Source organism: Apilactobacillus kunkeei (assembly GCF_001421115.1).
Taxonomy (GTDB): domain Bacteria; phylum Bacillota; class Bacilli; order Lactobacillales; family Lactobacillaceae; genus Apilactobacillus; species Apilactobacillus kunkeei_F.
Map to the genome: position 1 here is coordinate 175575 of NZ_JXCW01000003.1, position 26865 is coordinate 202439.

24 protein-coding genes and 1 other annotated feature (1 of these 25 cut by a window edge) are annotated in these 26865 nt (G+C 36.4%); all 24 genes read left to right on the forward strand.

The features are described from left to right. Positions 1-57, forward strand: a binding site (T-box leader); it begins 160 nt to the left of the window's first position. Positions 58-94: 37 nt separating this feature from the next. Then, positions 95-2755, forward strand: a complete 2661-nt coding sequence (locus RZ55_RS02465) for a valine--tRNA ligase (RefSeq protein WP_057175675.1) — start codon at positions 95-97, stop codon at positions 2753-2755. Positions 2756-2816: 61 nt separating this feature from the next. Further along, positions 2817-4127: a bifunctional folylpolyglutamate synthase/dihydrofolate synthase gene (locus RZ55_RS02470; protein ID WP_057175676.1), complete on the forward strand. Its 1311-nt coding sequence runs from the start codon at positions 2817-2819 to the stop codon at positions 4125-4127. Positions 4128-4293: 166 nt separating this feature from the next. After that, positions 4294-5298 carry a rod shape-determining protein gene (locus tag RZ55_RS02475; RefSeq protein ID WP_034532118.1) on the forward strand — a complete coding sequence of 335 codons (1005 nt, stop codon included), beginning with the start codon at positions 4294-4296 and terminating at the stop codon, positions 5296-5298. A gap of 57 nt (positions 5299-5355) precedes the next feature. Continuing rightward, on the forward strand, positions 5356-6207 hold the full coding sequence (mreC, locus tag RZ55_RS02480; RefSeq protein WP_054483195.1) for a rod shape-determining protein MreC: 852 nt from the start codon (positions 5356-5358) through the stop codon (positions 6205-6207). An 11-nt stretch (positions 6208-6218) separates the two neighbouring features. Next, positions 6219-6737: a rod shape-determining protein MreD gene (gene mreD / locus RZ55_RS02485; protein ID WP_034532121.1), complete on the forward strand. Its 519-nt coding sequence runs from the start codon at positions 6219-6221 to the stop codon at positions 6735-6737. 33 nt (positions 6738-6770) lie between these two features. Beyond that, positions 6771-7442: a septum site-determining protein MinC gene (locus RZ55_RS02490; RefSeq protein ID WP_034534333.1), complete on the forward strand. Its 672-nt coding sequence runs from the start codon at positions 6771-6773 to the stop codon at positions 7440-7442. Beyond that, complete coding sequence (gene minD, locus RZ55_RS02495) at positions 7442-8245, forward strand: septum site-determining protein MinD (protein WP_034534331.1); 804 nt, start codon at positions 7442-7444, stop codon at positions 8243-8245. The genes RZ55_RS02490 and minD overlap by 1 nt, the downstream gene beginning before the upstream one ends. A 319-nt stretch (positions 8246-8564) precedes the next feature. Beyond that, complete coding sequence (locus tag RZ55_RS02500; RefSeq protein WP_034532127.1) at positions 8565-9203, forward strand: amino acid ABC transporter permease; 639 nt, start codon at positions 8565-8567, stop codon at positions 9201-9203. 11 nt (positions 9204-9214) lie between these two features. Continuing rightward, positions 9215-9853 carry an amino acid ABC transporter ATP-binding protein gene (locus tag RZ55_RS02505; protein ID WP_034532129.1) on the forward strand — a complete coding sequence of 213 codons (639 nt, stop codon included), beginning with the start codon at positions 9215-9217 and terminating at the stop codon, positions 9851-9853. Between the two features lie 3 nt (positions 9854-9856). Further along, entirely contained in the window at positions 9857-10720 is an 864-nt protein-coding gene (locus tag RZ55_RS02510) for an amino acid ABC transporter substrate-binding protein (protein WP_057175677.1), read from the forward strand. A gap of 20 nt (positions 10721-10740) precedes the next feature. Then, a complete protein-coding gene (gene yfmF, locus RZ55_RS02515; protein ID WP_057175678.1) occupies positions 10741-12015 on the forward strand; it encodes an EF-P 5-aminopentanol modification-associated protein YfmF in 1275 nt (424 codons plus the stop codon). Beyond that, the gene (yfmH, locus tag RZ55_RS02520) at positions 12005-13261 is read left to right on the forward strand and encodes an EF-P 5-aminopentanol modification-associated protein YfmH (protein ID WP_054483202.1); all 1257 of its coding nucleotides are present in this window, start codon (positions 12005-12007) and stop codon (positions 13259-13261) included. The genes yfmF and yfmH overlap by 11 nt, the downstream gene beginning before the upstream one ends. A gap of 78 nt (positions 13262-13339) precedes the next feature. Further along, positions 13340-14197, forward strand: coding sequence for a helix-turn-helix domain-containing protein (locus RZ55_RS02525; protein WP_057175679.1), 858 nt, complete (start codon positions 13340-13342; stop codon positions 14195-14197). A gap of 47 nt (positions 14198-14244) precedes the next feature. Beyond that, positions 14245-14832, forward strand: coding sequence for a CDP-diacylglycerol--glycerol-3-phosphate 3-phosphatidyltransferase (gene pgsA / locus RZ55_RS02530; protein ID WP_034532136.1), 588 nt, complete (start codon positions 14245-14247; stop codon positions 14830-14832). Positions 14833-14876: 44 nt separating this feature from the next. Then, positions 14877-15344, forward strand: coding sequence for a CinA family protein (locus RZ55_RS02535; protein WP_054483206.1), 468 nt, complete (start codon positions 14877-14879; stop codon positions 15342-15344). Between the two features lie 90 nt (positions 15345-15434). Further along, positions 15435-16478 (forward strand): recombinase RecA, encoded by a 1044-nt coding sequence (recA, locus tag RZ55_RS02540; RefSeq protein WP_057175680.1) that lies wholly within the window; start codon positions 15435-15437, stop codon positions 16476-16478. Positions 16479-16674: 196 nt separating this feature from the next. Beyond that, a complete protein-coding gene (gene rny, locus RZ55_RS02545; RefSeq protein WP_057175681.1) occupies positions 16675-18240 on the forward strand; it encodes a ribonuclease Y in 1566 nt (521 codons plus the stop codon). 79 nt (positions 18241-18319) lie between these two features. Continuing rightward, entirely contained in the window at positions 18320-19120 is an 801-nt protein-coding gene (locus tag RZ55_RS02550) for a TIGR00282 family metallophosphoesterase (protein ID WP_054483208.1), read from the forward strand. A 23-nt stretch (positions 19121-19143) separates the two neighbouring features. Further along, positions 19144-21765, forward strand: a complete 2622-nt coding sequence (mutS, locus tag RZ55_RS02555) for a DNA mismatch repair protein MutS (RefSeq protein WP_057175682.1) — start codon at positions 19144-19146, stop codon at positions 21763-21765. 15 nt (positions 21766-21780) lie between these two features. Beyond that, positions 21781-23721: a DNA mismatch repair endonuclease MutL gene (gene mutL / locus RZ55_RS02560; protein ID WP_057175683.1), complete on the forward strand. Its 1941-nt coding sequence runs from the start codon at positions 21781-21783 to the stop codon at positions 23719-23721. A 13-nt stretch (positions 23722-23734) separates the two neighbouring features. Beyond that, positions 23735-24352 carry a Holliday junction branch migration protein RuvA gene (ruvA, locus tag RZ55_RS02565; protein WP_034532150.1) on the forward strand — a complete coding sequence of 206 codons (618 nt, stop codon included), beginning with the start codon at positions 23735-23737 and terminating at the stop codon, positions 24350-24352. A 13-nt stretch (positions 24353-24365) separates the two neighbouring features. Continuing rightward, positions 24366-25376 carry a Holliday junction branch migration DNA helicase RuvB gene (gene ruvB / locus RZ55_RS02570; protein WP_054483214.1) on the forward strand — a complete coding sequence of 337 codons (1011 nt, stop codon included), beginning with the start codon at positions 24366-24368 and terminating at the stop codon, positions 25374-25376. A gap of 67 nt (positions 25377-25443) precedes the next feature. After that, positions 25444-25758, forward strand: a complete 315-nt coding sequence (gene yajC, locus RZ55_RS02575) for a preprotein translocase subunit YajC (protein WP_057175684.1) — start codon at positions 25444-25446, stop codon at positions 25756-25758. 136 nt (positions 25759-25894) lie between these two features. Beyond that, entirely contained in the window at positions 25895-26863 is a 969-nt protein-coding gene (locus RZ55_RS02580) for a DHH family phosphoesterase (RefSeq protein WP_054483257.1), read from the forward strand. The last annotated feature ends 2 nt before the right edge of the window (positions 26864-26865 follow it).

Consider the following 26865-nt stretch of genomic DNA (forward strand, 5'->3'; position numbering starts at 1 on the left):
GAAAGTATTTTTTTAATGCTTTAAATTAGGTGGTACCGCGAGCACTTCGTCCTATTGGATGGAGTGCTCTTTTTATTTACTGGAGGGATGGACTATGGCAAAAGAAACTGAAATGTCTACAAAGTATGACCATAACGCCGTTGAATCAGGTCGTTATGAAAAATGGCTAGAACAAGACGTTTTCAAACCAAGTGGTGACAAGAAGGCAAAACCTTACTCAATCGTTTTACCACCACCAAACGTTACAGGTAAGCTTCACTTAGGACATGCATGGGATACAACCCTACAAGACATGTTAATCAGACAAAAGAGAATGTTAGGATACGATACTCTATGGGTTCCTGGTATGGACCACGCTGGTATCGCTACTCAAGCTAAAGTTGAAGCAAAGTTAAGAGACCAAGGTGTTTCTCGTTACGATCTAGGTCGTGAAAAGTTTGTCGACAAAGTTTGGGAATGGAAAGACGAATACGCAGCAACTATCAAGAAACAATGGGCTAAGATGGGACTTTCACTTGATTACTCACGTGAACGTTTCACTTTAGACGATGGTTTATCAGAAGCTGTTCGTAAGGTCTTCGTTGATTTATACAACCAAGGTTTAATTTACCGTGGTGAATACATTATCAACTGGGATCCACAAGCACAAACTGCTTTATCAGATATCGAAGTTATTCATAAAGATGATAAAGGTGCTTTCTACCATGTTAAGTACCCATTTGTAGACGGTACTACTTTTGATGGTAAAGATTACATTGAAATTGCCACTACACGTCCTGAAACTATGTTTGGGGATGTTGCCGTAGCTGTTAACCCAAGTGATGAAAGATACAAAGACATCGTTGGTAAGAAGATTATGGTTCCTCTAGTACAAAGAGAAATCCCAATCATTGCCGACCAATATGTAGACCCTGAATTCGGTACTGGTATGGTTAAGATTACTCCAGCTCATGACCCTAATGACTTCAAGGTTGGTAACAGACATGACTTAAAACGTATTAACACTATGAACGGTGACGCAACTATGAACGAAAATGCCGGCAAGTACGTTGGTATGGACCGCTTTGATGCTAGAAAAGCAATGGTTGCTGACCTAGAAGACCAAGGTTACATGCTAAAGATTGACCCAATTGTTCACTCAGTTGGTCACTCAGAAAGAACCGGTGTCCAAGTTGAATCAAGACTTTCAACTCAATGGTTCGTTAAGATGCAACCACTAGCTGACCGCGCAGTTAAGAACCAATCAACTGATGATAAGGTTAACTTCGTGCCAGAACGTTTTGAAAACACATTCACTCAATGGATGGATAACATTCATGACTGGGTTATTTCAAGACAACTATGGTGGGGTCACAGAATTCCAGCATGGTACAACAAGCAAACAGGTGAAATGTATGTTGGAATGGAAGCTCCTAAGGATGCTGAAAACTGGGAACAAGATCCAGACGTTCTAGATACTTGGTTCTCATCTGCATTATGGCCATTCTCAACTTTAGGTTGGCCTGATGAAAACTCAGAAGACTTCAAACGTTACTTCCCAACTAATACTTTAGTTACTGGTTACGACATTATCTTCTTCTGGGTATCAAGAATGATTTTCCAAAGTTTAACATTTACAGACCGTCGTCCATTCAAGGATGTTTTACTTCACGGATTAATGCGTGATGCACAAGGCCGTAAGATGAGTAAATCACTTGGTAATGGTATTGATCCAATGGATGTTATCGATAAGTACGGGGTTGACGCATTGCGTTGGTTCTTAGCTACTGGTAACACAGCTGGACAAGACGTTCGTTTCAGTTACGAAAAGATTGAAGCTGCTTGGAACTTCATTAACAAGTTATGGAACGCTAGTCGTTACGTAATCATGAACCTAGGTGACATGGAAAAACCAGAATTACCTGATTCTTCAGAATGGAACCTAGCAGACAAGTGGATTCTAAGCAAGTTAAACAGCGTGGTAAACCAAGTTACTGATCACTTTGAAAAGTACAACTTTGGTGAAGCTGGCCGTGCATTATACGACTTCATTTGGAATGACTTCTGTGACTGGTACATTGAAATGAGTAAAGAAACTCTAACTGGTGACGATGAAAAGGCTAAGAATAACACTAGAAATATCCTAGCTTACACATTAGACAAGATTTTGAAACTAATGCACCCAATGATGCCATTTGTTACTGAAAAGATTTGGTTAACAATGCCTCATGAAGGTGAATCAATCGTGGTTGCTCCATACCCAGTTAACCATGACGAATTCAAGGATGCTAAGGCAGAAAAAGATATGGCTGCATTAATTGAATTGATTAAGGTAGTTAGAAATATCAGATCACAAGCTAATGCTCCAATGTCATCATCAATCGATTTATTGATTAAGACTGATAATGACGACTTGAAGAACATCTTCGAAGAAAACAAGCATTACATCGATCGTTTCTGTCATCCAAAGGAATTATCAATTGGTTCAGATGTTGTAGCTCCTAAGTTAGCTATGACTGGAATCATGACTGATGCTGAAATTAGTATTCCTTTAGCCGAACTAGTTGATTTAGATGAAGAAATCGCTAGAATCGAAAAGGAAATCGAAAACTACACATTTGAGGTACAACGTGCCGAAAAGAAACTTGCTAACAAGAAGTTTGTTGACAACGCTCCAGAACAAGTTGTTAACGCTGAAAAAGAAAAGCAAGCTGATAACCAATCTAAGTTAGATGCTGCAAAGCAACGACTAGAAGAAATTAAGAGTCAAAAGTAATTTAGATTAATTAAAGAGTCGGGCGATATTGGCCCGGCTCTTTTTTGAAGGGATGACAAAGATGGATTATGAAACAGCACTTAGCTTTATCCATGGTAGATATAAGTTCAAAAAGCATCCAAGTTTAGACATTATCAAGGACCTTTTAAACCGTTTAGGTAATCCACAAAAAGACATTAATGCGATTCATGTCGCTGGAACCAACGGGAAGGGTTCGACGGTGGCCTACCTTAGAAATATCTTTCAAGCAGACCATAAAACCGTCGGAACATTCACGTCACCATTTTTAATTAAGTTCAATGAACGTATTAGTGTAGATGGTGACCCGATTTCAGACGACGAATTAATTGAATTAGTGGAAAAGATTAAACCAATTGCTGAAGAAATGGATGAGACAATACCGGGCGGTGGTCCCACTGAGTTTGAAATTATCACTGCTATGATGTTCTTATACTTTGCCATGCATCCAGTCGATGTTGTGATTGTCGAAGTCGGAATTGGTGGTATTTTGGACTCTACCAACGTGTTTGAACCAACTGTCTCAGTGATTACAACGATTGGGATGGATCACATGAAGCTATTAGGTGATACGATTCCAAAAATTGCTAGTCAAAAAGCGGGAATTATTAAACAAAATCGTCCGGTTGTAATTGGTAAGGTCGATGACGACGCGATGGAAGTCTTTAAGAATAAGGCGGCAGAACTTGATGCGCCGCTATATGCTTACGGAAGTGAATTTAATACTTCTAAACCAGTCATGAACAATAACTGGCAACAATCATTTGATTATGAAGACGATGACAATTTGGTTCGAAACATCAAGACCAGCTTGCTAGGTTTTTTTCAACCCCATAATGCAGCATGTGCGATTAAGGCATATGTTTTACATCAACAAGATAAGGGCAAAGAGGTAAAAAGTTCAGCAATCGTAAGTGGGATTGCCAAGACAACTTGGCCAGGTCGTTTTGAAAGGGTTAACGACCAACCACTTGTTGTTTTAGATGGCGCCCACAATATTGATGCCGTAAACGAAATTAAGAAGTTATTAACTAAGGACTTCTCATCAAACGAAATTTACATCATTATTGGTATCTTAGCTGATAAAGATTACATGGATATGTTGAATATTTTAGGTAGTATTAAGAATGTTCATTTAGTATTAACTAAGTTTGAGGCATACGGTTCAAGACAAAGTGTGGATGTGGATGAGATAAGTGGTCAAATTAAGGCCAAAAATCCGGTGTCTGTTATCGATGATTGGAAACAAGCAATTGCTCAAACTGCTGGTGAAATGTCTGAAGATGACATGATTTTAATCACTGGATCGCTATATTTCATCTCAGATGTGCGAAAATTATTCAAATTAGAATAAAAAATTGTTAAATTTTAAATTCTTTAATGATAAATGTTGCAAAATCGTATACACTAGAGAGTGTTATTAAAAATTAAAAAATAACTATGGTATACTAAGAAAGTATGCAAAAAAAGGTGAAATTAAAAATAGCCAGCCAAATGTAATTATGAAGGGATGAAAAACTGTGTTTGGATTTGGAACTAAAAATATTGGAATTGATTTAGGAACTGCCAACACAATTGTTTACGTTGATGGTAAAGAAATTGTGTTAAGAGAACCTTCAGTTGTTGCTAAAAATACAAAAACTGGAGAAATCGTTGCAGTTGGACAAGAAGCAAGAGATATGATTGGTCGTACTCCTGCTAGTATTTCTGCAATTAGACCTATGAAAGATGGGGTAATTGCTGACTACGAAACTACTGTTACAATGCTAAAATACTACATTAACAAGACCGTAGGACATGCTTCAGGTAAGCCTTACGTTATGGTCTGTGTACCAAGTGGTATTACTGCTGTTGAAAAGAGAGCCGTAATCGATGCAACTCGTGTTGCTGGTGCAAAGGATGCTTACGTAATTGAAGAACCTTTTGCAGCTGCCATTGGGGCAGGTCTACCAATCATGGACCCAACTGGTAGCATGGTTGTTGATATTGGTGGTGGTACTACTGATGTTGCTACTATCTCATTAGGTGGTATCGTATCAAGTAGATCACTTCGTGTAGCCGGTGATCGTCTAAACGACGCAATTGCCGCTTACATCAGAAAGAAGTACAACCTATTAATCGGTGAAAGAACTGCTGAAAAGCTAAAATGGGATATCGGTTCAGCTTCAATTGAAGGTGCTAAAGATATCGAAAACGTTACTATTCGTGGTAGATACCTACTAACTGGTTTACCAAAGAGTGTGGAAATTACTGCTGAAGACGTAGCAAACGCTATTTCAGAACCAATTCAAGAAATCATTGGAACTGTTAAGGAAACCCTTGAAGAAACATCTCCAGAAATCTCTGCCGATGTTATCGATCATGGTATTGTCTTAACTGGTGGTGGTGCTTTATTGAAGAACTTACCACAAGTTATTTCAGAAGCTACTAAGGTTCCAGTTTCAATCGCTAAGAACCCGCTAGATTGTGTTGCAATCGGAACTGGTGAATCATTAAAGAGCATTGATATTATGAAGAGAAAATAGATTAAATAAGCGGGGAGGTTATCTTCCCGCTTATTTACTAGTTCGGAGGATTGAAAAATGCGTAAGTTTTTCTCCAATCGAAAGTGGTTAACTGCCATTTTGATTTTTATTATTTGTTTAGGTTTTATTTCCGTTTCTGTTTCAACCAGAAATAACAAATCAATGCCACCATTTATCCAACGTTTTGGAAATGACGTGGTAGGGATTGCTAGTTGGACTGTCGCTGTTCCTGCAAACTCAGTTAGACATGCTGGTGAAACAGTAAACAATCTAATTAACACATACAAAGAAAATCAAAAGCTAAAAGCACAAGTAGAAACAATTACAGCAACTAAGGTTAGAGACCAAGCTATTCAAAGCGAAAATGATCAACTAAAACGTGAACTTAAGATTAAAAGTGGTTTAGCTGATTACAATCCAATTGTTGCTGAAGCTTTAGTTAGAACTCCATCAGCATGGAACGACCAATTTGTTATTAACAAGGGTTCATCTGCTGGTGTTAAGAAGAACATGTCCGTTCTTGGCGCTAAGGGATTGATTGGACGCGTCATCGAAGTTAATAACAGTAACAGTAAAGTAGAACTAATTTCTAACACTGTTGATTCTGATAACAAGTTCCCAGTTGAAGCTACCAATTCAAAGGGTGAAACTGTTAACGGAATTATTAATGGTTATGACAGAAAGACTGGTCAATTAATCGTTGGTCATTTAAATACCAAGGTTAAGATTAAGGTAAATGACAAAGTATCTACAAATGGTCTTGGTGGAATTACACCAAAGGGTATTTACGTAGGTAAAGTTGCAAAGGTAACAACTGATGATTATGGAACTGCTACTAAGTTATACATTCAAACTCCAGCAAGCATGAATGATCTAGAAGTTGTTACAGTTGTAGATAAAACATCATAGGGGTGATTAGGATGAGAGAACACCAACCAATTAGATACGTTTTCATAATTGGATTGTTCATTTCTTTGTTCTTGGATGGATCAATTTCATTAATTTTTAGTCACCTTCTATATGGAAAATATATACTAGTCCCAAGCATTACATTTGCATGGTTATTCTTTGGTATGTACTTCATTAATCGAACAAATGAACACGTTGAAATATGGGCAGCCATTGCCGGATTATTGTTTGATTTGTTCTATACCGGGATATTAGGGGTGTACGTAATTGTCTTCCCAATCGCAATCATCATCGGTAGAAAGCTATATCGTTTCTTACCAATGAACATTGTGACCGGATTATTTTCATTTGCGTTTAACATTGCACTAATCAATGTTTTGGCTTATGGATTAAATCGTTTAATGAATGCTACTAACATGGCAGCTGGGTACTTTTTAATTCATGCAGTGATTCCAACTGTATTGTTTAACTCAGTGTTATTCTTAATTTTGTACGTGCCAATCGGGGTATTATTTGATCGAATTGAGTAGAGTAATAAAAGAGATAAGAGGGAGTATCTATAAATGCAATCTGTAGTACTTAAAGGAACCAAAGATGGATATGAGTTAATCCTAAAAGAAACAGCTAGTGTGAGAGAAATCCTAGTTGATTTGAAACAACTACTAGAAGGCCTTGGCGAAGAAAGTGAAAAAGGCAAAGACCAATTACATTTGAATGTTCAGATGGGTAACAGATTGATGTCAGAAGAAGATAAAAATGATATCATTAAGTTAGTTGATGACTATGAAAATCTAGTTATCGATAACTTTTTATCCAACGTTATTACCAAGGAAGAATCTGCTAAAATCATGGCGCAAAACAATGTTGAAGTGATGAGCAGAGTGATTAGAAATGGTCAAGAAGTAAATGTCGATGGTGATGTTTTATTCTTTGGTAAGATTCATGAAGGTGGAAAGTTAATTGCCACTGGTAATGTGTTTAATATGGGAGTTATCGAAGGAATTGTTCAAGCAGGTTTTCCTGATGACGAAAGTAAGTTAATCATCGGTAATTTACATACAGCACAACAAGTTCGTGTAGGAGAACAATACGATATTGTAGCGGATCGTCCAATTGAGGATTCTGAAAAGACAGTAGTATATGTAAACGACCTACACGTGCTAAGTTATGGTAAAATAAAGAATCTAAAAGAGATTAATCCAAAGTTCTTTAATCGAATTGGAGGTATTGAATAATGGGAAAAGCCATTGTAATTACATCAGGTAAAGGTGGAGTTGGAAAGACAACTTCAAGCGCTAATATTGGAATTGCGTTAGCAATGATGGGAAAAAGAGTTTGTTTGATTGACTTAGATATTGGTCTAAGAAACCTAGATGTTGTTATGGGTCTAGATAATCGTGTTATGTACGATATCGTAGATGTTGCAACTGGTAGAGTAAAGCTAGTTCAAGCAATGGTGAAAGATAAGCGTTTCGATGACTTATTATATCTATTACCTGCAGCCCAAAATACTGATAAGACAGCTCTAAACGAAGAACAAGTAAAGAGCATTGTTGATGAATTAAAACCAGATTTTGACTATGTCTTTATTGACTGTCCAGCCGGAATCGAACAAGGTTTCATTAACGCCGTTTCTGGTGCCGATGGTGCAATCGTTGTTACTACTCCAGAAATTTCAGCCGTTCGTGATGCCGATCGAGTAATTGGTTTATTAGAACAACATCCACTTCAAGAAACACCAAAATTAATCATTAATCGTATCAGAAAATCATTGATGCAAGATGACAACTACATGGATGTTGATGAAATCACCACCCATTTAGGGATTGATTTATTAGGTATCATCTTAGATGATGACAAGGTTATTAGTACTTCAAATAACGGTGAATCAATTGTTATGAACCCTGACAACCCAACAGCCCAAGGCTACAGAAACGTAGCTAGAAGACTTGAAGGCGAAACAGTTCCATTGATGAAGATTGATGTCAAAAAGGAAAGTGCATGGGATAAGTTTAAGCATTTATTTAAACGTAACTAAACTTTGTTATTGACTTACGATTGAAATTAAGTTATTTTATTATTTATCAAAAGACTTTGAGCAGAAATGCATTTGTATGTAATTCACAGAGATCCTAGTAACAGGTGAAAGCTAGGTAATTACAGCAGGTGTTCACATCTGTGAGTTGTTATTCTGAACGTAATTAGGAATAAACCGGTGCAGCCGTTATCTGCGAGTCAATAGACTCACTGAGCTATTTTGCGCGAGCAGAATAGGAAATTAGGTGGCACCACGTTTTCAACGTCCTTTTAGCATATTGCTAAAAGGGCGTTTTTTTTTATCAAAGGAGGAATAATTAATGCAATATATTTTAGAAATATTACCTTCACTATTTTCTGGGGTGGTAACCACATTAGAGATTTTCGCATTAACAATCGTTTTATCAATCCCATTAGGAATTTTAGTTTCCCTAGCATTAACCGGAAAGAATATTATCAAAGCAATCTTTGAATTTTATGTCTGGATCATGCGTGGAACTCCGCTATTATTACAATTGATTTTTATCTTTTATGGTTTACCAATTATCGGAATCGTGTTCCCAAGATTTGAAGCAGCTGTAATCGCATTTGTTTTAAACTATGCAGCTTACTTTGCTGAAATTTTTAGAGGTGGTTTTCAATCCATTCCAAAGAACCAATTCGAAAGTGCTAAGATGCTTCGCTTAACACGTTGGCAAACACTTCGTAAGATTATCATTCCACAAGTTTTCAAAATTGTGTTACCTTCAATCGGAAACGAAGTAATTAACCTAGTTAAGGATTCATCATTGGTATACGTAATTGGTATCGGTGACTTATTGCAAGCCGGAAATATCGCCACAGCACGTGACGTTACATTGGTTCCATTAATTCTAGTTGCTGTATTCTACTTGGTATTAACAGCGGTATTAACATTGGTACTAAGAAAAATTGAACAACGTTTTGATTACTGGAGATAGGAGGGATTAACATGTTTCAAGTAAAAAGTTTAAATAAGAGTTTTCAAGGTAAAACCATCATCAAGGACATGAACCTAGATGTTGCTGATAACGAAATCTTAAGTATTGTTGGTCCTTCCGGTGCTGGTAAGACAACACTATTAAGATGTATCACTGGTTTGGAAAAGGCTGATTCAGGTAAGTTCTTCTTGGATGGTGAAGAAATTGATCCAACTGATGATTCAAAATCAGTTATCGGTGTAGTATTCCAAGACTTTGGTTTATTCCCAAACTTAACTGTCATTGAAAATATCATTCTGGCACCACAATTAGTGTTAAAGAAATCAAAAGAAGAAGCATTAAAAGAAGCACAAGAATTAATCGACAAGCTAGATTTGACTGGTAAGGAATCACTTTACCCATACCAATTATCTGGTGGACAAAAACAACGTGTGGCAATTGTTAGAACTTTAGCAATGCACCCAAAGATTATTTGCTACGATGAACCAACATCTGCATTGGATCCTAAGTTAAGTGAAGAAGTTGGAAAGATTATTTTAGACTTAAAGAAACAAAATATCACACAACTTGTGGTTACCCACGATGTGGCATTTGCAAATCAAGTTGCTGACAAGGTGAAGGAAGTTAGACCGTTTAAAGAGGAGGGGTAGTCTATGAAGACCAAAATTTTAAAAATGGTTGGACTTATTAGTGTTTGTTTGATGGTTGTCATCATGCTATCTGGTTGTGAATCTGTTACAAAAAAAGCAGATCATCAAGATACATGGAGTCGTATCAAGAAGAACAAACAAGTGACCATTGGTCTGGATGTTACCTTCGTTCCGATGGGGTTTGAAAACAAGAGTGGTAAAATCACCGGTTTCGACGTTGATTTAGCTAATGCTGTGTTTAAACAATACGGTATTAAGCCAGTCTTTCAACCAATCGATTGGTCAATGAACGTAACTGAATTGAGAAATACTACCATCGATTTAATTTGGAATGGTTTCTCAATTACCCCTGAACGTCAAGCTGTTGTTAACTTCAGTAAGCCATACCTGGCAAATGATCAAGAATTAGTTACTTTGAAATCATCTAATATTAAAAAATTTAGTGATATGAAGGGCAAGTATTTAGGTGCTCAAAGTGGTTCATCTGGTCTAAATGACATTAATGATCAACCAAAATTACTAAAACAATACATTAAGAACCAATCACCAATTCTATATAATTCATTTACTAATGCATTTATTGACTTGAATCATGGTAGAATTAGTGGATTGTTAATTGATAGCACATATGCAAACTACTACATTGCACACCAACCTAATCCAAACCTATACAGGGTGGTTACAGGTAAATTCCCACAAGAACAATTCGGTGTTGGAATTCGTAAAGGTGATAAGACAATGCAAGCGAAGATTAATGCTGCATTTAAGAAGCTAGCAAAGAATGGTGAACTAAAGAAGATTTGTGAAAAGTGGTTCGGTAAGAACTACAACACACCATTAATGAAATTAACAAATAATATGAAATAGGAACTAGAGGTGGGGTTTTGTTGCATAAGAAATTAGCTAATGGAGTAGACTTAAATGTTATTTTAGAAGATAAATTCAAAACAATTTCATTTACTTTTGATCTAGTTAGCGAGGCTATTCCAGAAAATTTTGCTAAACGAGCAGTGCTTGCAGAATTGATGGAAATTAGTAATCAAGATTATCCAACGCAATCCAAATTAGCAAGATACTTATCATCAATGTATGGAGCCAGTTTTGGAACCAACGTTTTGAGATATGGTAATTTGTCAGTTCTAAGAATTAACTTGAGTATCCCAAATCCAAAGTTTGTGGATGCAAAAGATGATTTATTACAACAGGCTGTTAGTTTTATTTATAGTGTAGTATTCAAGCCATTGGCTGCTGATGGTCAATTTGATAAGGACACGTTTACCTTACAAAGAAACAACATGAAAAAATATGTTGAATCAGTGGCAGATGACAAACAATACTATGCTTCAACTCAATTGAAGAAATTATTTTACAAGGACTACTTAAACCGTGGTTCTTTTATATTTGGAACACCAAATGATTATGATTTAATTGATAGTCAAAATGAATATGAATACTATTCAAATGTTTTAAACAACGATAATATCAAGATTTCCGTGATTGGGGATGTTGATGAAGAAAGAATTTATAACTTATTTGATCAATTTAAATTGTCAGATCGAAGTGCTGAATATGAATTAGCACCATTGACTTCATTTAAGATGAATGATGATGTTGAAATGGTCGATAAGAAGATTCAATCATCACAAAGTTGTTTGAATTTAGGGTATCGTTTGCCAATTTTCTACAATAATAAAGAAGCAATGGCAGCGGTATTGTTCAATGCTATCTTTGGTGGAACACCACAATCTAAACTATTCAAAAATGTGAGAGAAAAGAACAGTTTAGCATACAGTGCAAGCAGTTCATACAACTCTATCAATGGGTTTGTAATGGTAAGCACTGGTATCAATTACAGCAATAAGGATAAGGTCTTAGCTATTGTTAAGGAACAATTAAACGATATTGCTAAGGGAAATGTCGACATCGACGTCTTAAATAGTATTAAGGCTGAAATGATTAACGCCAAAAAAGCTGTTTTGGATAGTCCTCGTCAAAACATGGAACAACAATTCGTTAATGGCTTGTTGAATCGTGCTCTATCATTTGACGAATGGAAGCAACGCGTTAATGATGTGACAATCGATCAAATTGCTGAGGTTGCTAAAAAGGTCGAATTGAATTCAATTTTCTTCTTAGATGGGAGGATTGATGATGCAAATTAAGGAGTATCGTAAGTTTAACGAAAAAGTATATATCGATAAGATGGACAATGGATTATCGGTAGTAGTCGTTCCAAAGAAGGGTTACCAAAAGACTTACGCCACACTTTCCGTGCGTTATGGATCTATTGATACCAACATTAATGGCAAGAATTATCCAGCCGGAATTGCTCATTTTCTAGAACATAAGATGTTCGATAAAAAAGATCATGATGCCATGGATGTCTTCTCCAAATACGGTGCAGGCTCTAATGCATTTACTAGTTTTAATAAAACCAGTTACCTATTCTCTACAACTGATAATGTTCATGAAAACCTAACTGAGTTATTGAATTTTGTGCAAGAACCTTACTTTAGTGACGCAAAGGTCGAAAAAGAAAAGGGCATCATTGGTCAAGAAATTAGTATGTATGATGATGAACCCGGAGCCGTTTTGTTCTTCAAGACAGTGCAAAACATGTTTCCTGATACGCCATTGAATGTTGATATTGCTGGAACAGAGGATTCAATCTATAAGATTACCAAGCAGGATTTGTATGACTCTTATAACTACTTCTATCAACCACAAAACATGCAACTTACAGTTGTTGGAAATGTTGTTCCTGAAGATATCTTTAAGTGGGTTAGTGATAATCAAAGTAAAAAGAGTTTTGATGAACCAAAAGATGTTAAAAGAACAACAATTCAATCTACTGAAATTGTGAGGGAAACCACTCATTACATGGATGTGAACCGTCCTAAAGTAGCTTTAGGAATTAAGGGTGATTCCAAATACAATGGTGACATCAAATATGAACTATCCATTTCATTATTACTACAACTTCTGTTATCAGAAGGTTCTGAGATTTATGAAAAAATGTATAACGATGGCATTATTGATGACTCATTTGGTTTTGACTTCGATTGCGAAGATCAGTTTAACTTTGCGGTATTAGCTGGTGAAACTGAAAAGATTGATGAGTTCATTGATAGAATTTCAGATGTATTGGTTAACTTTTCTGACTATATTTCAGATAAAGCTGATGAGTTTGAATTAATTAAGAAAGAAGAAATCGGTCAACACGTTTCAATGATGAATTCCATTGAAGCAATTGCAAATAACATGTCAGATAAAGATCATGGTTTTGAAAATATTTATGATGAAATTGAAATGATTAAACAATTAGAATTAGATGATTTAATCCATTATGGAAAATTATTCCTAAAACCTGACATGATAGTGAAAAACAAGATTTTTCCTAAAAATTAATTAGTTTAGATGTCTAGATAATATGGCTAATTATGATATACTGTAGATGTAAAATAATAAATAAGTGGAGTAGTACCTATGCAAAATAACAATGGAAAACAAGTAGAAATTGGTAAATCACTACACGAAGCACGTGTCGCCAAGGGAATGTCCATTGACGATATTCAAAAGATTACCAAAATCCAAAAACATTACCTTGAAGCAATCGAACAGGGGAACTTTGCTGAACTTCCTGGTGATTTTTACGTTCGCGCGTTTATTAAGCAATTCGCTGACACTGTTGGCGTTAACGGTATTGAACTATTGAATGAACATGATGATAGTCTACCTGATACTCAAAGCGAAGAATACGCTGATGAAGTATCAAAGGATGACGTTAATAGCCGTGTAGCTAGTCGTGGTCGTGAACACAGAAAAGACTCATTCCGTAAGGTTATGCCAACCATCGGAATTATCGTTGCAATTCTAGTAGTTGTTTGCGGTATTTGGGCAGTTGTTGTACATACTAATAGTTCTTCTCAAACTAGCATTAGTAGCAGTTCTGTTTCAGTTACTGGTTCTTCAGAATCATCAAGTTCATCAAGCAGTAAGGCTGATGACAAGAAGAAAGAAGATAAGAAGTCCACTGAAAAGAAAACTACCATCAAGGAAGTTAGCGCTACTAAGTATAATGTGACTGGTCAAAAAGAAAACACTGTTACTTTAAAGGCTACTGGTAGAGCATGGTCGTCAATCATGGCTGACAACAAGACTCTATTCCAAGGCTCACAAAACAGTGGTGATAAGAAGGATGTTAAGCTTCCAGCTGACACTAAGAGTGTTAACATTTCATTAGGTAACACCCAAGGCGCTAAGATCTTGGTTAACGGTACTGAATTGAAATACGACAAGAGCACACCTTTAACTACACAAATTACATTAGAATTTAGTAAATAAAAAAGAGGGCTTTGTTAAAGCCCTTTTTTATTTCTATGGAGGAAATTATGAATTTACCAAACAAACTTACATTAATTAGAATAATAATGATTCCATTATTCATTATCTTGCTTTCATGTGATATCAACATGGGAACAGTTATCTGGTTAGGAACAAGTATCCAAGTGACCAGAATTGTTGCAGCAATTGTATTTGCTGCTGCATGTATTACAGACTTCTTAGACGGTCAAATTGCCAGAAGACAACATTTAGTTACTAACTTCGGTAAATTCGCCGATCCATTGGCAGATAAAATGATTGTGATGTCAGCATTCATTATCCTAGTTTCATTTGGATTTGTTCCAGCATGGGTTGCAGCTGTAATCGTATGTCGTGAACTAGCCGTAACTGGTCTAAGACTAATCGTTGTCGAAAACGATGGCCAAGTCATTGCTGCAGCATGGCCTGGTAAGATTAAGACATTCAGTCAAATGATTGCCATCATCTTATTATTATTGAATGATTTCTTATTCATTCCATTTACAACCATTGGTTTTGGTACATTACTACTTTACATCTGCTTATTCTTCACCGTTTACTCAGGTGTTGAATACTTCTGGAAGAGTCGTTTCATTTTTGCAGATTCTTTCAAGTAAATCGATTTAATTATCGTATATATATAAGAAAGGTCGGATTATGTATGCAAATTGATACATCTATTGTTAACAAGCTAATTGACAATCAAATCACCATAACCGGAGCAGAAAGCTTGACGGCAGGGATGTTTCAATCCACCATTGGTGGAGTTCCTGGAGTTTCTGCTATCTTCTATGGTGGATTCGTTACTTATTCAAATGAGGCAAAGGCCAAGTTATTATCAATTCCAATGGATGTAATTGATGAATATGGTGTTGTTTCTGAACAAGTGGCAATTTGGATGGCTAAGCAATCCAAGCAAATCATGAATGTTGACGTAGGAGTTTCATTTACAGGTGTTGCCGGTCCTGATAGTTTGGAAGGCCAACCTGCAGGAACTGTATTTATCGGACTAGATTTCAAAGGAAATCAATTTGCAAAAGAATTTCATTTTAGTGGATCACGCCAAGAAGTGCGTGAACAGTCAGTGCAAGCTGCATTAAAAATGATTGAAAATGAGCATTCTAAATAATGCGAACTTTTGTTCTGTTTTTACTTGCTTTTTTAATGAGAGATTAGTATAGTATAAATATCGAATAGTTATCAAAGGGAGGTCAAATTAATGGCTGATGAACGAAAAGCGGCTCTAGATGGTGCCTTAAAACGAATTGAAAAAGAATTCGGTAAAGGTTCAATCATGAGAATGGGAGACCGTGGAGATACTAGAATTTCCACTGTACCAACAGGTTCCTTAGCACTTGATAATGCATTAGGTGTTGGAGGATTCCCACGAGGAAGAATTGTTGAAATTTATGGACCTGAAAGTTCAGGTAAGACTACCATTGCGCTACAAGCTGTTGCGGAAGTACAAAAACAAGGTGGAACAGCAGCATACATTGATGCTGAAAATGCTTTGGATCCAGTATATGCTACCAACCTAGGGGTAAACATCGATGATTTACTTCTATCACAACCTGATACTGGTGAACAAGGTCTACAAATTTGTGACGCCCTTGTATCTAGTGGTGCCATTGATATCGTAGTTGTCGATTCAGTTGCAGCTTTAGTACCTAGAGCTGAAATTGAAGGTGAAATGGGTGACGCTCACGTTGGTTTGCAAGCTCGCTTAATGTCACAAGCACTACGTAAGTTATCTGGATCAATTAACAAGACTAAGACTATTGCTCTATTTATTAACCAAATTAGAGAAAAAGTTGGTGTTATGTTTGGTAACCCAGAAACTACACCTGGTGGACGTGCTCTTAAGTTCTACTCAACTATCAGACTAGAAATCAGAAGAGCTGAACAAATTAAAGATGGTACTGACATTATTGGTAACAGAACTAAGATTAAAGTTGCCAAAAATAAGGTAGCTCCTCCATTTAAACGTGCAGAAGTTGATATCATGTACGGTCAAGGTATTTCACAAACTGGTGAATTAGTTGATATGGCCGTTGAACAAGACATCATTGGTAAGTCTGGTTCATGGTACTCTTACGGTGAAGAAAGAATTGGTCAAGGTCGTGAAAACGCAAAACAATTCTTACAAGATAATCCGGACAAAATGGAAGAAATTAACAAAAAAGTTCGTGCTGCATATGGCATGGGTGAAGATGATTCTGAATCAGGTGAAGCTGAACAAACAAGTTTGGACACTGGTGAATAATAACGATAAAGAAGCCGAAAGGCTTTTTTATTTTGCAAAAGAAAATAACATGTGTTGACACTTTCACAACTAAAATTTAAAATATAGTAATGTACATTGAACTATTTATTTAGTTCGCAAAATGACTAATAAATCATTCAATGCGCAATTATCAAAAACTTAATTAAATTAGATGATGTGGAGGTGCAATAAGCCTATGACTTATTTTTTACCTATGATCCTCGCAATCATCGCTGCTTTTGTAGTTGGTATCTCTGTGGGAATGTTTTCTAACAAGAAAATTGTTGATAAGAAATTAACAAAGGCCCACATGAGTGCACAAGATATTTTGGAAGATGCTAAACGACAAGCTCAAACTTCAGCTAAGGAAGCAATTCTTGAAGCTAGAGAAAAGAGTAACCATTATCGTTCAAACATCGAAAAAGAAATTAAGCAAAGACGAATTGAAGTTCAACGACAAGAAAATCGTCTAATCCAACGTGAAGATTCACTAGATCGTAAAGATGACGCCTTTGATAAGCGTGAAGATTCATTGAATAAGCGTGAAGAAAAGCTTAATTCAAACCAAAAGAAACTTGAACAAAAGCAACAGCAAGCTGATATGCTAGTTAAACAACGTCAAGATGAGTTAGAACGTATCTCTTCACTTTCTCAAGAAGAAGCACAAGAGCTAATTATTAACGAAACAAAGAAAGAATTAGCTGACGAACGTGCCAAGATGGTTAAAGATAGTTATAACCTAGCTCGTAAGGAATCTTCTGAGAATGCCAAGAATCTAGTTATTGAAGCGATTCAACAAAGTGCTGCTGATATCGTATCTGAAACCACAGTTTCAGTTGTTAACCTACCTAATGATGATATGAAAGGTCGTATCATCGGACGCGAAGGTAGAAACATCAGAACATTTGAAACCTTAACAGGGATTGATTTGGTTATTGATGATACTCCAGAAGCAGTTGTGCTAAGTGGATTTGATCCAATTAGAAGAGAAGTGGCCAAGATGGCACTTGAAAGTCTAATTAAGGATGGTCGTATTCACCCAGCTCGAATCGAAGAAATGGTAGATAAGAGTCGTCGAGAACTTGATGAAAAGATTCAAGAAATTGGTGAAGAAACAGTATTTGATTTAGGAATTCATTCATTGAGTCCTGAAATGATTATGATGATTGGTAAATTGAAGTTCAAGATTTACCATGGCCGTAATGTTTTGAGCCATTCTATTGAAGTTGCGAAGTTGTCAGGTGTCTTAGCCGCAGAATTAGGCGAGGACGTCATATTAGCAAAACGCGCAGGATTGTTGCACGAAATTGGTCGCTCTGCAGATAATGAAACAGAAGGTTCTCACATTGACCTTGGTGTTGACTTAGCCAAGAAGTTCAAAGAAAGTCCAGTTGTTATTGACTCAATTGCAGCCGATAATGAAGACAGTGAACCTAAGTACATCATTTCTGAATTAGTTAACATCGCAAACAAGATTGCGATTGCTAGACCAGGTGCAAAGAGTAAATCTCTTGAAAGCTTTGTTCATCGTCTAGAAAGTTTGGAAACAATTAGTGATAGTTTCGATGAAGTAAACAAGAGCTACGCAATTCAAGCCGGACGTGAAATTAGAGTGATTGTAAAACCAGAAAAAGTTTCTGATACTCAAGCAGTTGTTTTAGCTAGAGATATTAAAAATAAGATTGAAGAGGATATGGAATATCCTGGTCATATCAAGGTTACAATTATTAGAGAAGTAAGATCAATCGAATATGCAAAATAAAAAAAGGGCTTTTGCCCTTTTTTATTTTATGTAAAACGATGTAAAATAGTATATATATAATAATGAATTGAGGACGAAAATGAGAATACTATTTTTAGGTGACGTAGTAGGTAACTTGGGGGTAGATATGGTAAGCAAGTATCTACCAATTCTAAAAAGAGACTACAAGCCACAGGTAACGATTGTAAATGGTGAAAACTCAACATCATTCGGTCGCGGAATTAATAAAAAAGTATATAAACAAATTATGAGTGCAGGGACTGACGTAATTACTTTAGGAAACCATGCATGGAATAACGAAGAAATCTTCGATTTTATCGACGATACCAAAAAGTTAGTACGTCCTCTTAATTATCCTGGTAATGATGTTCCAGGTAGTGGATATACAATTATTAACGTTAATAATAAGAAGCTAGCGGTTGTTAATTTACAAGGAAGAATCTTTATTGATCCAATTGATGATCCTTTCCAAAAAATTGACGAACTTATCAGTGAAATTAAAAAAGAAGCAGATGCAATTTTTGTTGATTTTCACGCTGAAACAACCAGTGAGAAGAAAGCAATGGGAATGTATCTAGATGGTCAAATTTCTGCGATTGTGGGAACTCATACCCATGTACAGACCAATGATGACCAAATTCTAAAAAACGGTACAGCGTTCATTTCTGACGTTGGAATGTGTGGACCATTTGATAGTGTCTTAGGAATGAAGTATGAAAACATCATTCATCGTTTCATTACCCAACGACCAACTAGATTTGAAGTAGAAGAAAAAGGACGTGGAATCGTTTCCGGATGTGTTATCGATTTAAGAGACGATGGCACTGCGAGATCTATTGAAAAAATATTAATTGATCCAAATCACCCATACAAGGGTTAGTAGTAAAGGAGGATATTGTTTTAATGGCTAGTAAAACTAAACAAACACCAATGATGGAACAATATCAAAAAGTAAAAGATCAATACCCAGATGCTTTTGTTTTTTATCGTCTTGGTGACTTTTATGAAATGTTCAATGAAGATGCGGTAAAAGGGGCCCAAATTCTTGAACTAACATTAACTTCTAGAAGTAAGAATGCCGACAATCCAATCCCAATGTGTGGAGTGCCACACAAGGCGGTTGAATCATACATTGACACATTAATCGATAAGGGTTATAAAGTCGCAATTGTAGAACAAATGGAAGACCCTAAGTTGGCAAAGGGAATGGTCAAAAGATCCGTTACCCAATTGGTTACTCCTGGTACCAGAACTACAATGGGTGCCGAAAATGCTAAGGATAATAACTACTTAACAGCAATTGAATATTCAGATGCTGGTTATGGTTTTGCGTACGCTGAACTATCTACTGGTGAATTAAAGACCACTGTTTTAAGCAACATGAACAGTGTTTTAAACGAGTTAATGACCCTACAAACTAAGGAAGTAATCGTTAATCGTGAAATCTCTGAAAAAGATGTTGCACTAATTAATAAGGTTGGTATCTTGGTTTCATATCAAGATGACATTAAAGAATTAGATGATATGCAATATCTTTCAGAAGGTCTAAGACAAGACCTAGAAAAGAAGGTCGTAAATCGACTAACTACTTACATTGTGGACACTCAAAAACGTAGTCTTTCTCATATGAAGGCAGCTGTTGCATACAAGCCAGCTGAATTCTTGAAGATGGATCACAATTCACAATACAACCTTGAATTAACCAAGAACTTAAGAACCAACAAAAAGTCAGGTAGTTTACTATGGCTATTGGATGAAACCAAAACAGCAATGGGTGGTAGAAAATTACGTGAATGGATTGACCATCCACTAATTGACAAAACATCTATCGAAAACCGTCAAAACCAAGTCGACGATTTATTGAATCATTACTATGAACGTAGTGAAATCACTGACATGTTAGTAAAGGTTTATGATTTAGAAAGACTTGCTGGTAAGGTATCTTTTGGTTCAGTTAACGGTCGTGACTTAGTTCAATTAAAGACATCATTGCAACAAATTCCAAAGATTAAATACATTTTGGATGAAATGGATACCAAATCATTTGATGAAATTAACAATGATTTAGACCCAGTCGATGAAGTATCAGAACTAATTGAAAAGGCAATTACTGAAGAACCACCAATCTCAGTCACTGATGGTGGAGTTATTAAAGATGGCTACAACGAAATGTTGGATCAATACAGAGATGCAATGAACAATGGAAAACAATGGATTGCCGAACTGGAAAGTAAGGAACGTGAACTTACCGGTATCAATAACCTAAAGATTGGTTACAACCATGTTTTCGGTTACTACATTGAAGTTTCAAAGGCCAATCTAAGCAAGTTGCCAGAAGATAGATATGAAAGAAAGCAAACTCTTACCAATGCTGAAAGATTCTCTACACCTGAACTAAAGGAAAAAGAAAAGTTAATCATTGAAGCACAAGAAAAATCAAAGACACTTGAATATGAATTATTCAGTGAAGTCCGCGATGTTGTTAAGAGTGCAATTCAAAGACTACAAAAACTAGCCAATGCGGTATCTAGTTTGGATGTAATGCAAAGCTTTGCATCTATTTCTGATGAATACAGATTGGTTCGTCCAACATTAAATGAAGAACATAAGCTTGAAATCGTTGACGGTAGACATCCAGTGGTTGAAAAGGTTATGGGGCATCAATCATACGTGCCAAACGACGTGATTATGGATCCAGGAACTAACGTCTTGTTAATCACTGGTCCTAATATGTCTGGTAAGAGTACCTACATGCGTCAATTAGCTTTAACAGTCATCATGGCCCAAATTGGTTGTTTCGTTCCTGCTAAGTCAGCTGAAATGCCAATTTTTGACCAAATCTTTACCAGAATTGGTGCTGCCGATGATTTGATTTCCGGTCAAAGTACCTTCATGGTTGAAATGAAGGAATCAAACGAAGCAATTCAAAATGCTACCGATAACAGTTTGATCCTATTCGATGAAATTGGTAGAGGGACAGCCACATACGATGGAATGGCGTTAGCACAATCAATCATTGAATATGTTCACAACCACATCCATGCTAAGACACTATTTTCTACTCACTACCATGAATTGACAGAACTAGCTGATTCATTGGATGAACTACAAAACGTTCATGTTGGTGCAGTTGAAAAAAACGGTGAACTAGTCTTTCTACACAAGGTAAAGAAGGGTGCTGCTGATAAGTCATATGGTATTCACGTTGCTAAATTAGCTGGTTTACCAAATGAATTATTATCCAGAGCAGACGTCATCTTAAGTGACTTGGAAAACAACAATGAAAAGACTAATGCCGATAATGTTGTCATGGCAGAAAAATCAAGTCCAGTTGTTGAAGACGAAATTAATGAACCAGAACAACAACTTTCATTGTTTGGGGATGTAAAAGAACCCCAAAAGAAAAAACGTAAGAGTGGCGAAGATAAGATTCTAAAAGCTCTTAAGGACTTAGACTTGATGTCTAAGACACCAATGGATATTATGAATGAAGTATATAAATGGAAACGAGAAATTGATAAATAAATGAGGTGATTAATCTTGCATAAAATACATGAGTTATCAACAATTCTTGCTGATCAAATTGCAGCCGGTGAAGTTGTTGAACGACCTGCTTCGGTTGTAAAAGAATTAGTTGAAAATTCAATTGATGCACAAAGTACGCAAATTGATATCAATATTGAAGATGCAGGATTAAAGAGAGTCGAAATTATCGATGATGGAATCGGGATTAATCAAGATGATGTCGAAATCGCCTTTAAACGTCATGCAACAAGTAAGATTAATAACCAAAGAGATCTATTCAAGGTGCAATCCTTAGGTTTCCGTGGTGAAGCCTTGCCTTCAATTGCTTCAGTATCAGATGTTCATTTGAAAACATCGACTGGAGATGAAGGAACCCAGATTCATATCAAGGGTGGCGAAATTAAAGAAATTAAGCCAGCAGAAGCTAGAAGAGGTACAAGTATCTGTGTTGAAGACTTATTCTTTAATACACCTGCCAGATTGAAATACATGAAGACCATCAAGACCGAACTAGCCAATATTTCTGATATCGTCGATCGTTTAGCAATTGGTCATCCTGATATTGCATTTTCGTTGGTTCATAACCAAAGAGAAATCTTAAGAACATCAGGTAGAGGTCAATTGCAACAGGTAATTGGTGACATTTATGGTGCCAAGAACTTAAAGAGAATTATTAAGATTGAAAATGCTGATAATGACTTTAAGATTAGTGGTTTTGTCAGTTTACCTGAATTAACAAGGGCTTCTAGAAATTACGTCACCATCACTTTGAATGGTAGATATGTTAAAAACTACGCTTTATTCAAAGCAATCACCGATGGTTATGGATCTAAGTTAATGGTGGGTCGTTATCCAATTGCTGTATTAAACATCGAATTGGATCCGGTTTTAACTGATGTAAACGTTCATCCAACTAAGCAGACAGTTAGAATTAGTAAGGAAGACCAGTTATGCAATTTGGTTGCCAAAACAATCTATGATACGATTTATCAAGAAAACCTAATTCCTGAAGTGATGACTAGAGACCGTGCTGTTCAGCCAAGATACACAAATGAACAGTTACAAATGCAAATCAATCAATATTCGAAGACAAGGGAAGAACCAAAGAGTGAACCTTTAGTTAACGATTATGTTGAGCCCGTTTTACACCCTCAGGCAGAAGAGGAAGAATCAACACCTAAGGAAGACATCAAGACTTCTGATATTGATTCTATTTACATCAGTAATAAGGCACAATTGAACTATGAAGATGTACAAAGTTTTGCTCATCGCTACGAACATCCAGTCACTCCATTTGGAGAAACTGAAGTGACTGATGATGAGGTATCAAACAACGATGATCAACCTCGTTTTCCTAAACTGTTGTATATCGGTCAACTTCATGGAACTTATTTAATTGCTGAATCAGATGATGGTATGTACATTGTCGACCAACATGCCGCTCAAGAAAGAATTAACTATGAACGATTGAGAACTGAGATTGGAGAGGTATCTAACGACCAACAAAGCTTGTTAGTGCCACTTGTTTTGGATTATCCTAATCGTGATGCGTTAATCATTCAGGAAAAGTTGGGGATGCTACAAGAAGTTGGCCTAAATGTTGAACCGTTTGGGAAGAATAGCTTCGTGGTAAAGCAACATCCAACATGGATTGAAGAAGGCAACGAGGAAGAAACGATTCGAGAAATGATTGATTGGGTCATTAATCATAAGAACATCTCGGTAGCTTCATTTAGAGCACAAACAGCTATTATGATGAGCTGTAAGCAAGCAATTAAGGCTAACCATCACTTGGATAGAAAACAGGCGGTTCATTTACTTGATGAATTAGCGACAGTTAACAATCCGTTTAATTGCCCGCATGGCAGACCAGTTTTAGTATCTTTTTCTAATACAGATATGGAAAAGATGTTCAAACGAATTCAAGACCCACATACCAACGACAATTTTATGTAATCGAGGATAGACTATGTTTGAATATTTAAAAGGAACCATCGAAGATGTCCAACCAGGATACATCGTAGTTGATGTAAACGGGGTTGGATACCTGGTATACACATCTAATCCATATGTATACCAAGTAGATAGTAATGAAGAAGTGAAGGTATTCATTCACCAAGCCGTGACTGATTCATCACAATTACTTTACGGATTTTCCAGTCGAGAATTAAAATCAATTTTTGAAAAATTGTTAAATGTTTCAGGAATTGGTCCTAAGAGTGCACTAGCAATTATTGCCGGAAACGATCCACAATCATTACTAAACGCCATCAATACTGAAAATGTTACCTACTTAACTAAATTCCCAGGTGTGGGTCAAAAGACGGCTAAGCAAATCATCCTTGATTTGAAAGGAAAGCTAGACGACATTGCACCATCATTATTTGATGACTTTACTGCTGAAAACCAACCTGCATCTGATGATAAGTCAGACAACCAAGCACTTGAAGATGCACTAGAAGCACTAAGTGAATTGGGATATTCAGCACGTGATATTAAGAAGGCTAGAAAGGCATTAGAAGATATTGAAGTTACAACAACTGAAGATTACTTAAGACAAGGTCTAAGTGCTGTAACTAAATTTTAAGGAGGAGTATTAAATGGATGACAACCGCATTATCTCAGGCGATAGTGAAGGTATAACTGAAGAAACATTTGAAAAATCACTCCGTCCACAATACTTATCAGAGTACATTGGTCAAGACGACTTAAAGAAAGAGTTGTCAGTGTACATTAAGGCTGCCAAACAACGTGAAGAAACTTTAGACCACGTTCTGTTGTATGGACCTCCTGGATTAGGTAAGACCACCTTAGCGATGGTGATTGCAAATGAAATGGAAGCCAACATCAAAACAACCAGTGGCCCAGCAATTGAAAAGACTGGTGATTTAGCAGCACTGCTAAACGAGTTACAACCCGGTGATATCTTATTCATTGATGAAATTCACCGTCTTCCTAAGACGGTTGAAGAAATGCTTTATTCAGCAATGGAAGACTTCAGTGTTGATATCGTTGTGGGACAAGGCCCAACAGCGCATCCTGTTCATTTACCATTGCCACCATTTACTTTGATTGGTGCAACTACCAGAGCTGGATTGCTATCAGCACCATTTAGAGATCGTTTCGGAATCGTTGAACATATGAAGTACTACAATACCGAAGATTTACAAGATATTGTTTTACGTTCAGCTGATATTTTCCATACTAAGATTTACGATCAAGGTGCACATGAAATTGCTAGACGTTCAAGAGGAACACCTAGAATAGCGAACCGTTTATTAAAACGAGTTCGTGACTTTGCTCAAGTATCAAACGATGGAAACGTTGATGTCGATATTGTTGATACTTCACTTAAGATGTTGGGTGTTGATAACGAAGGATTGGATGCAACTGATATTAAACTGTTAAAGACCATGATTGAGTTTTACAATGGTGGTCCGGTCGGTGTATCAACACTTGCTGCTAATATTGGAGAAGAAGTGAATACAATTGAAGAAATGTATGAACCATATCTTCTTCAAATTGGTTACATTAAAAGAACGGCCAGGGGTAGAGTGGTAACCGATAATGGTTATCATCACCTTAATTATCCAATTAATCGTGATAATTAGGGACTGGACTATTAATGATAATTTTGATAAGATATATATTAAATTATGAGAGGTACGGTGAACTATAATGGGTAACTACAGTGGATTTATTATTTTAATCGTATTATTTGCGATTATGTATTTCTTGGTTATTAGACCACAAAAGAAACAACAACAAAAACACGCAGAAACATTAAAACAACTTCAAAAGGGTGACCACGTAACAACTATCGGTCGCTTACACGGTATCGTTGACGATATTAACGAAGAAGAAAAGACTGTTACTTTAGATTGCGACGGCATTTACTTAGTATTTGACCTAAACGCAATCGCAAAGGTAACTGCTCATGTTGCTGACGCTAAGTCAGATGACTCAGACAAAGAAGCTAAAGAAGAAAAATAATAAGTTGAAAGAGACAGTTTTCAGCAGTGCTGAAGGTTGTCTCTTTTGTCTGTTAAGGCCTAAACAACATAAATAACCATATGATATAATTATGTTATGAATTTATAGAAGGATATTAGGAGCGATTATGAGTAAAATGTTTAATTTTTTCAATTTATCAACGCAAAGTAAGATTATCAAAGCTATTTGCGATTTTGATACAATTATTATCCATAGACACCAACGACCAGATCCAGATGCATATGGTTCTCAAATGGGTTTAGCTAACATCATCAAGGCATCTTTTCCAAAAAAGAAGGTTTATTGTGTTGGAAAGCAATATCAAAGTTTTGATTGGTTAGGAACAACCGACGAAATTGATGACGATGTATACAAGAATGCATTGGTTATTGTTGTTGATACCGCTAACCAACCTCGAGTTGATGACGATAGATATACCCAAGGAAAGATGATGATTAAGATTGATCATCATCCAAATGATGACCAATTTGGGGACATTATGTGGGTAGAACCAGAAGCATCAAGTACATCTGAATTAATCTATGATTTGTTTGAATCCTCAAAGAAGTTAAAGATTAACGCAAATGCTGGTCGCTTATTATATGCTGGTATTATTGGTGACACTGGTCGTTTCAAATATCCATCTACTTCATCAAACACATTTAGGGTAGCGTCAGAATTGGCTAAGTTAGACTTCTCAATTAGTGAAGTTAACACAATTGAATCATCAATTGACTTACCAATGGCTAGACTATCCGCATATGTATATGAAAATCTAAGCATTACCGATAGCGGAGCCGCTTATATCGTATTAAGCGATGAAGTTTTGGAACCATTCAATTTAGGCAATGAAAGAACTTCAGCCGTTGTGCCACTTCCTGGCAATATCAATCAAGTAACCGCTTGGGCTATCTTTATTCAAAAAGAAGATGGCACATACAAGATTAGCTTGAGATCCAAGGGACCAGCTATTAATGAATTAGCCAAGGAATTTGGCGGTGGCGGTCATGATTTGGCAAGTGGTGCCGCTGCTAAAGACGAAGATGAAATCAAGTCGGTAATTAGTAAATTAGACGAATTAGTCGCTAGTTACAAAGGAGAATAATA

What these genes read in the sequence shown, in the direction of transcription:
- RZ55_RS02465 (WP_057175675.1), top strand. Translation starts at nt 95, where the DNA reads ATGGCAAAAGAAACTGAAATGTCTACAAAGTATGACCATAACGCCGTT.
- RZ55_RS02470 (WP_057175676.1), top strand. Translation starts at nt 2,817, where the DNA reads ATGGATTATGAAACAGCACTTAGCTTTATCCATGGTAGATATAAGTTC.
- mreC (WP_054483195.1), top strand. Translation starts at nt 5,356, where the DNA reads ATGCGTAAGTTTTTCTCCAATCGAAAGTGGTTAACTGCCATTTTGATT.
- mreD (WP_034532121.1), top strand. Translation starts at nt 6,219, where the DNA reads ATGAGAGAACACCAACCAATTAGATACGTTTTCATAATTGGATTGTTC.
- RZ55_RS02490 (WP_034534333.1), top strand. Translation starts at nt 6,771, where the DNA reads ATGCAATCTGTAGTACTTAAAGGAACCAAAGATGGATATGAGTTAATC.
- minD (WP_034534331.1), top strand. Translation starts at nt 7,442, where the DNA reads ATGGGAAAAGCCATTGTAATTACATCAGGTAAAGGTGGAGTTGGAAAG.
- RZ55_RS02500 (WP_034532127.1), top strand. Translation starts at nt 8,565, where the DNA reads ATGCAATATATTTTAGAAATATTACCTTCACTATTTTCTGGGGTGGTA.
- RZ55_RS02505 (WP_034532129.1), top strand. Translation starts at nt 9,215, where the DNA reads ATGTTTCAAGTAAAAAGTTTAAATAAGAGTTTTCAAGGTAAAACCATC.
- RZ55_RS02510 (WP_057175677.1), top strand. Translation starts at nt 9,857, where the DNA reads ATGAAGACCAAAATTTTAAAAATGGTTGGACTTATTAGTGTTTGTTTG.
- yfmH (WP_054483202.1), top strand. Translation starts at nt 12,005, where the DNA reads ATGCAAATTAAGGAGTATCGTAAGTTTAACGAAAAAGTATATATCGAT.
- RZ55_RS02525 (WP_057175679.1), top strand. Translation starts at nt 13,340, where the DNA reads ATGCAAAATAACAATGGAAAACAAGTAGAAATTGGTAAATCACTACAC.
- pgsA (WP_034532136.1), top strand. Translation starts at nt 14,245, where the DNA reads ATGAATTTACCAAACAAACTTACATTAATTAGAATAATAATGATTCCA.
- RZ55_RS02535 (WP_054483206.1), top strand. Translation starts at nt 14,877, where the DNA reads ATGCAAATTGATACATCTATTGTTAACAAGCTAATTGACAATCAAATC.
- recA (WP_057175680.1), top strand. Translation starts at nt 15,435, where the DNA reads ATGGCTGATGAACGAAAAGCGGCTCTAGATGGTGCCTTAAAACGAATT.
- rny (WP_057175681.1), top strand. Translation starts at nt 16,675, where the DNA reads ATGACTTATTTTTTACCTATGATCCTCGCAATCATCGCTGCTTTTGTA.
- RZ55_RS02550 (WP_054483208.1), top strand. Translation starts at nt 18,320, where the DNA reads ATGAGAATACTATTTTTAGGTGACGTAGTAGGTAACTTGGGGGTAGAT.
- mutS (WP_057175682.1), top strand. Translation starts at nt 19,144, where the DNA reads ATGGCTAGTAAAACTAAACAAACACCAATGATGGAACAATATCAAAAA.
- ruvA (WP_034532150.1), top strand. Translation starts at nt 23,735, where the DNA reads ATGTTTGAATATTTAAAAGGAACCATCGAAGATGTCCAACCAGGATAC.
- ruvB (WP_054483214.1), top strand. Translation starts at nt 24,366, where the DNA reads ATGGATGACAACCGCATTATCTCAGGCGATAGTGAAGGTATAACTGAA.
- yajC (WP_057175684.1), top strand. Translation starts at nt 25,444, where the DNA reads ATGGGTAACTACAGTGGATTTATTATTTTAATCGTATTATTTGCGATT.
- RZ55_RS02580 (WP_054483257.1), top strand. Translation starts at nt 25,895, where the DNA reads ATGTTTAATTTTTTCAATTTATCAACGCAAAGTAAGATTATCAAAGCT.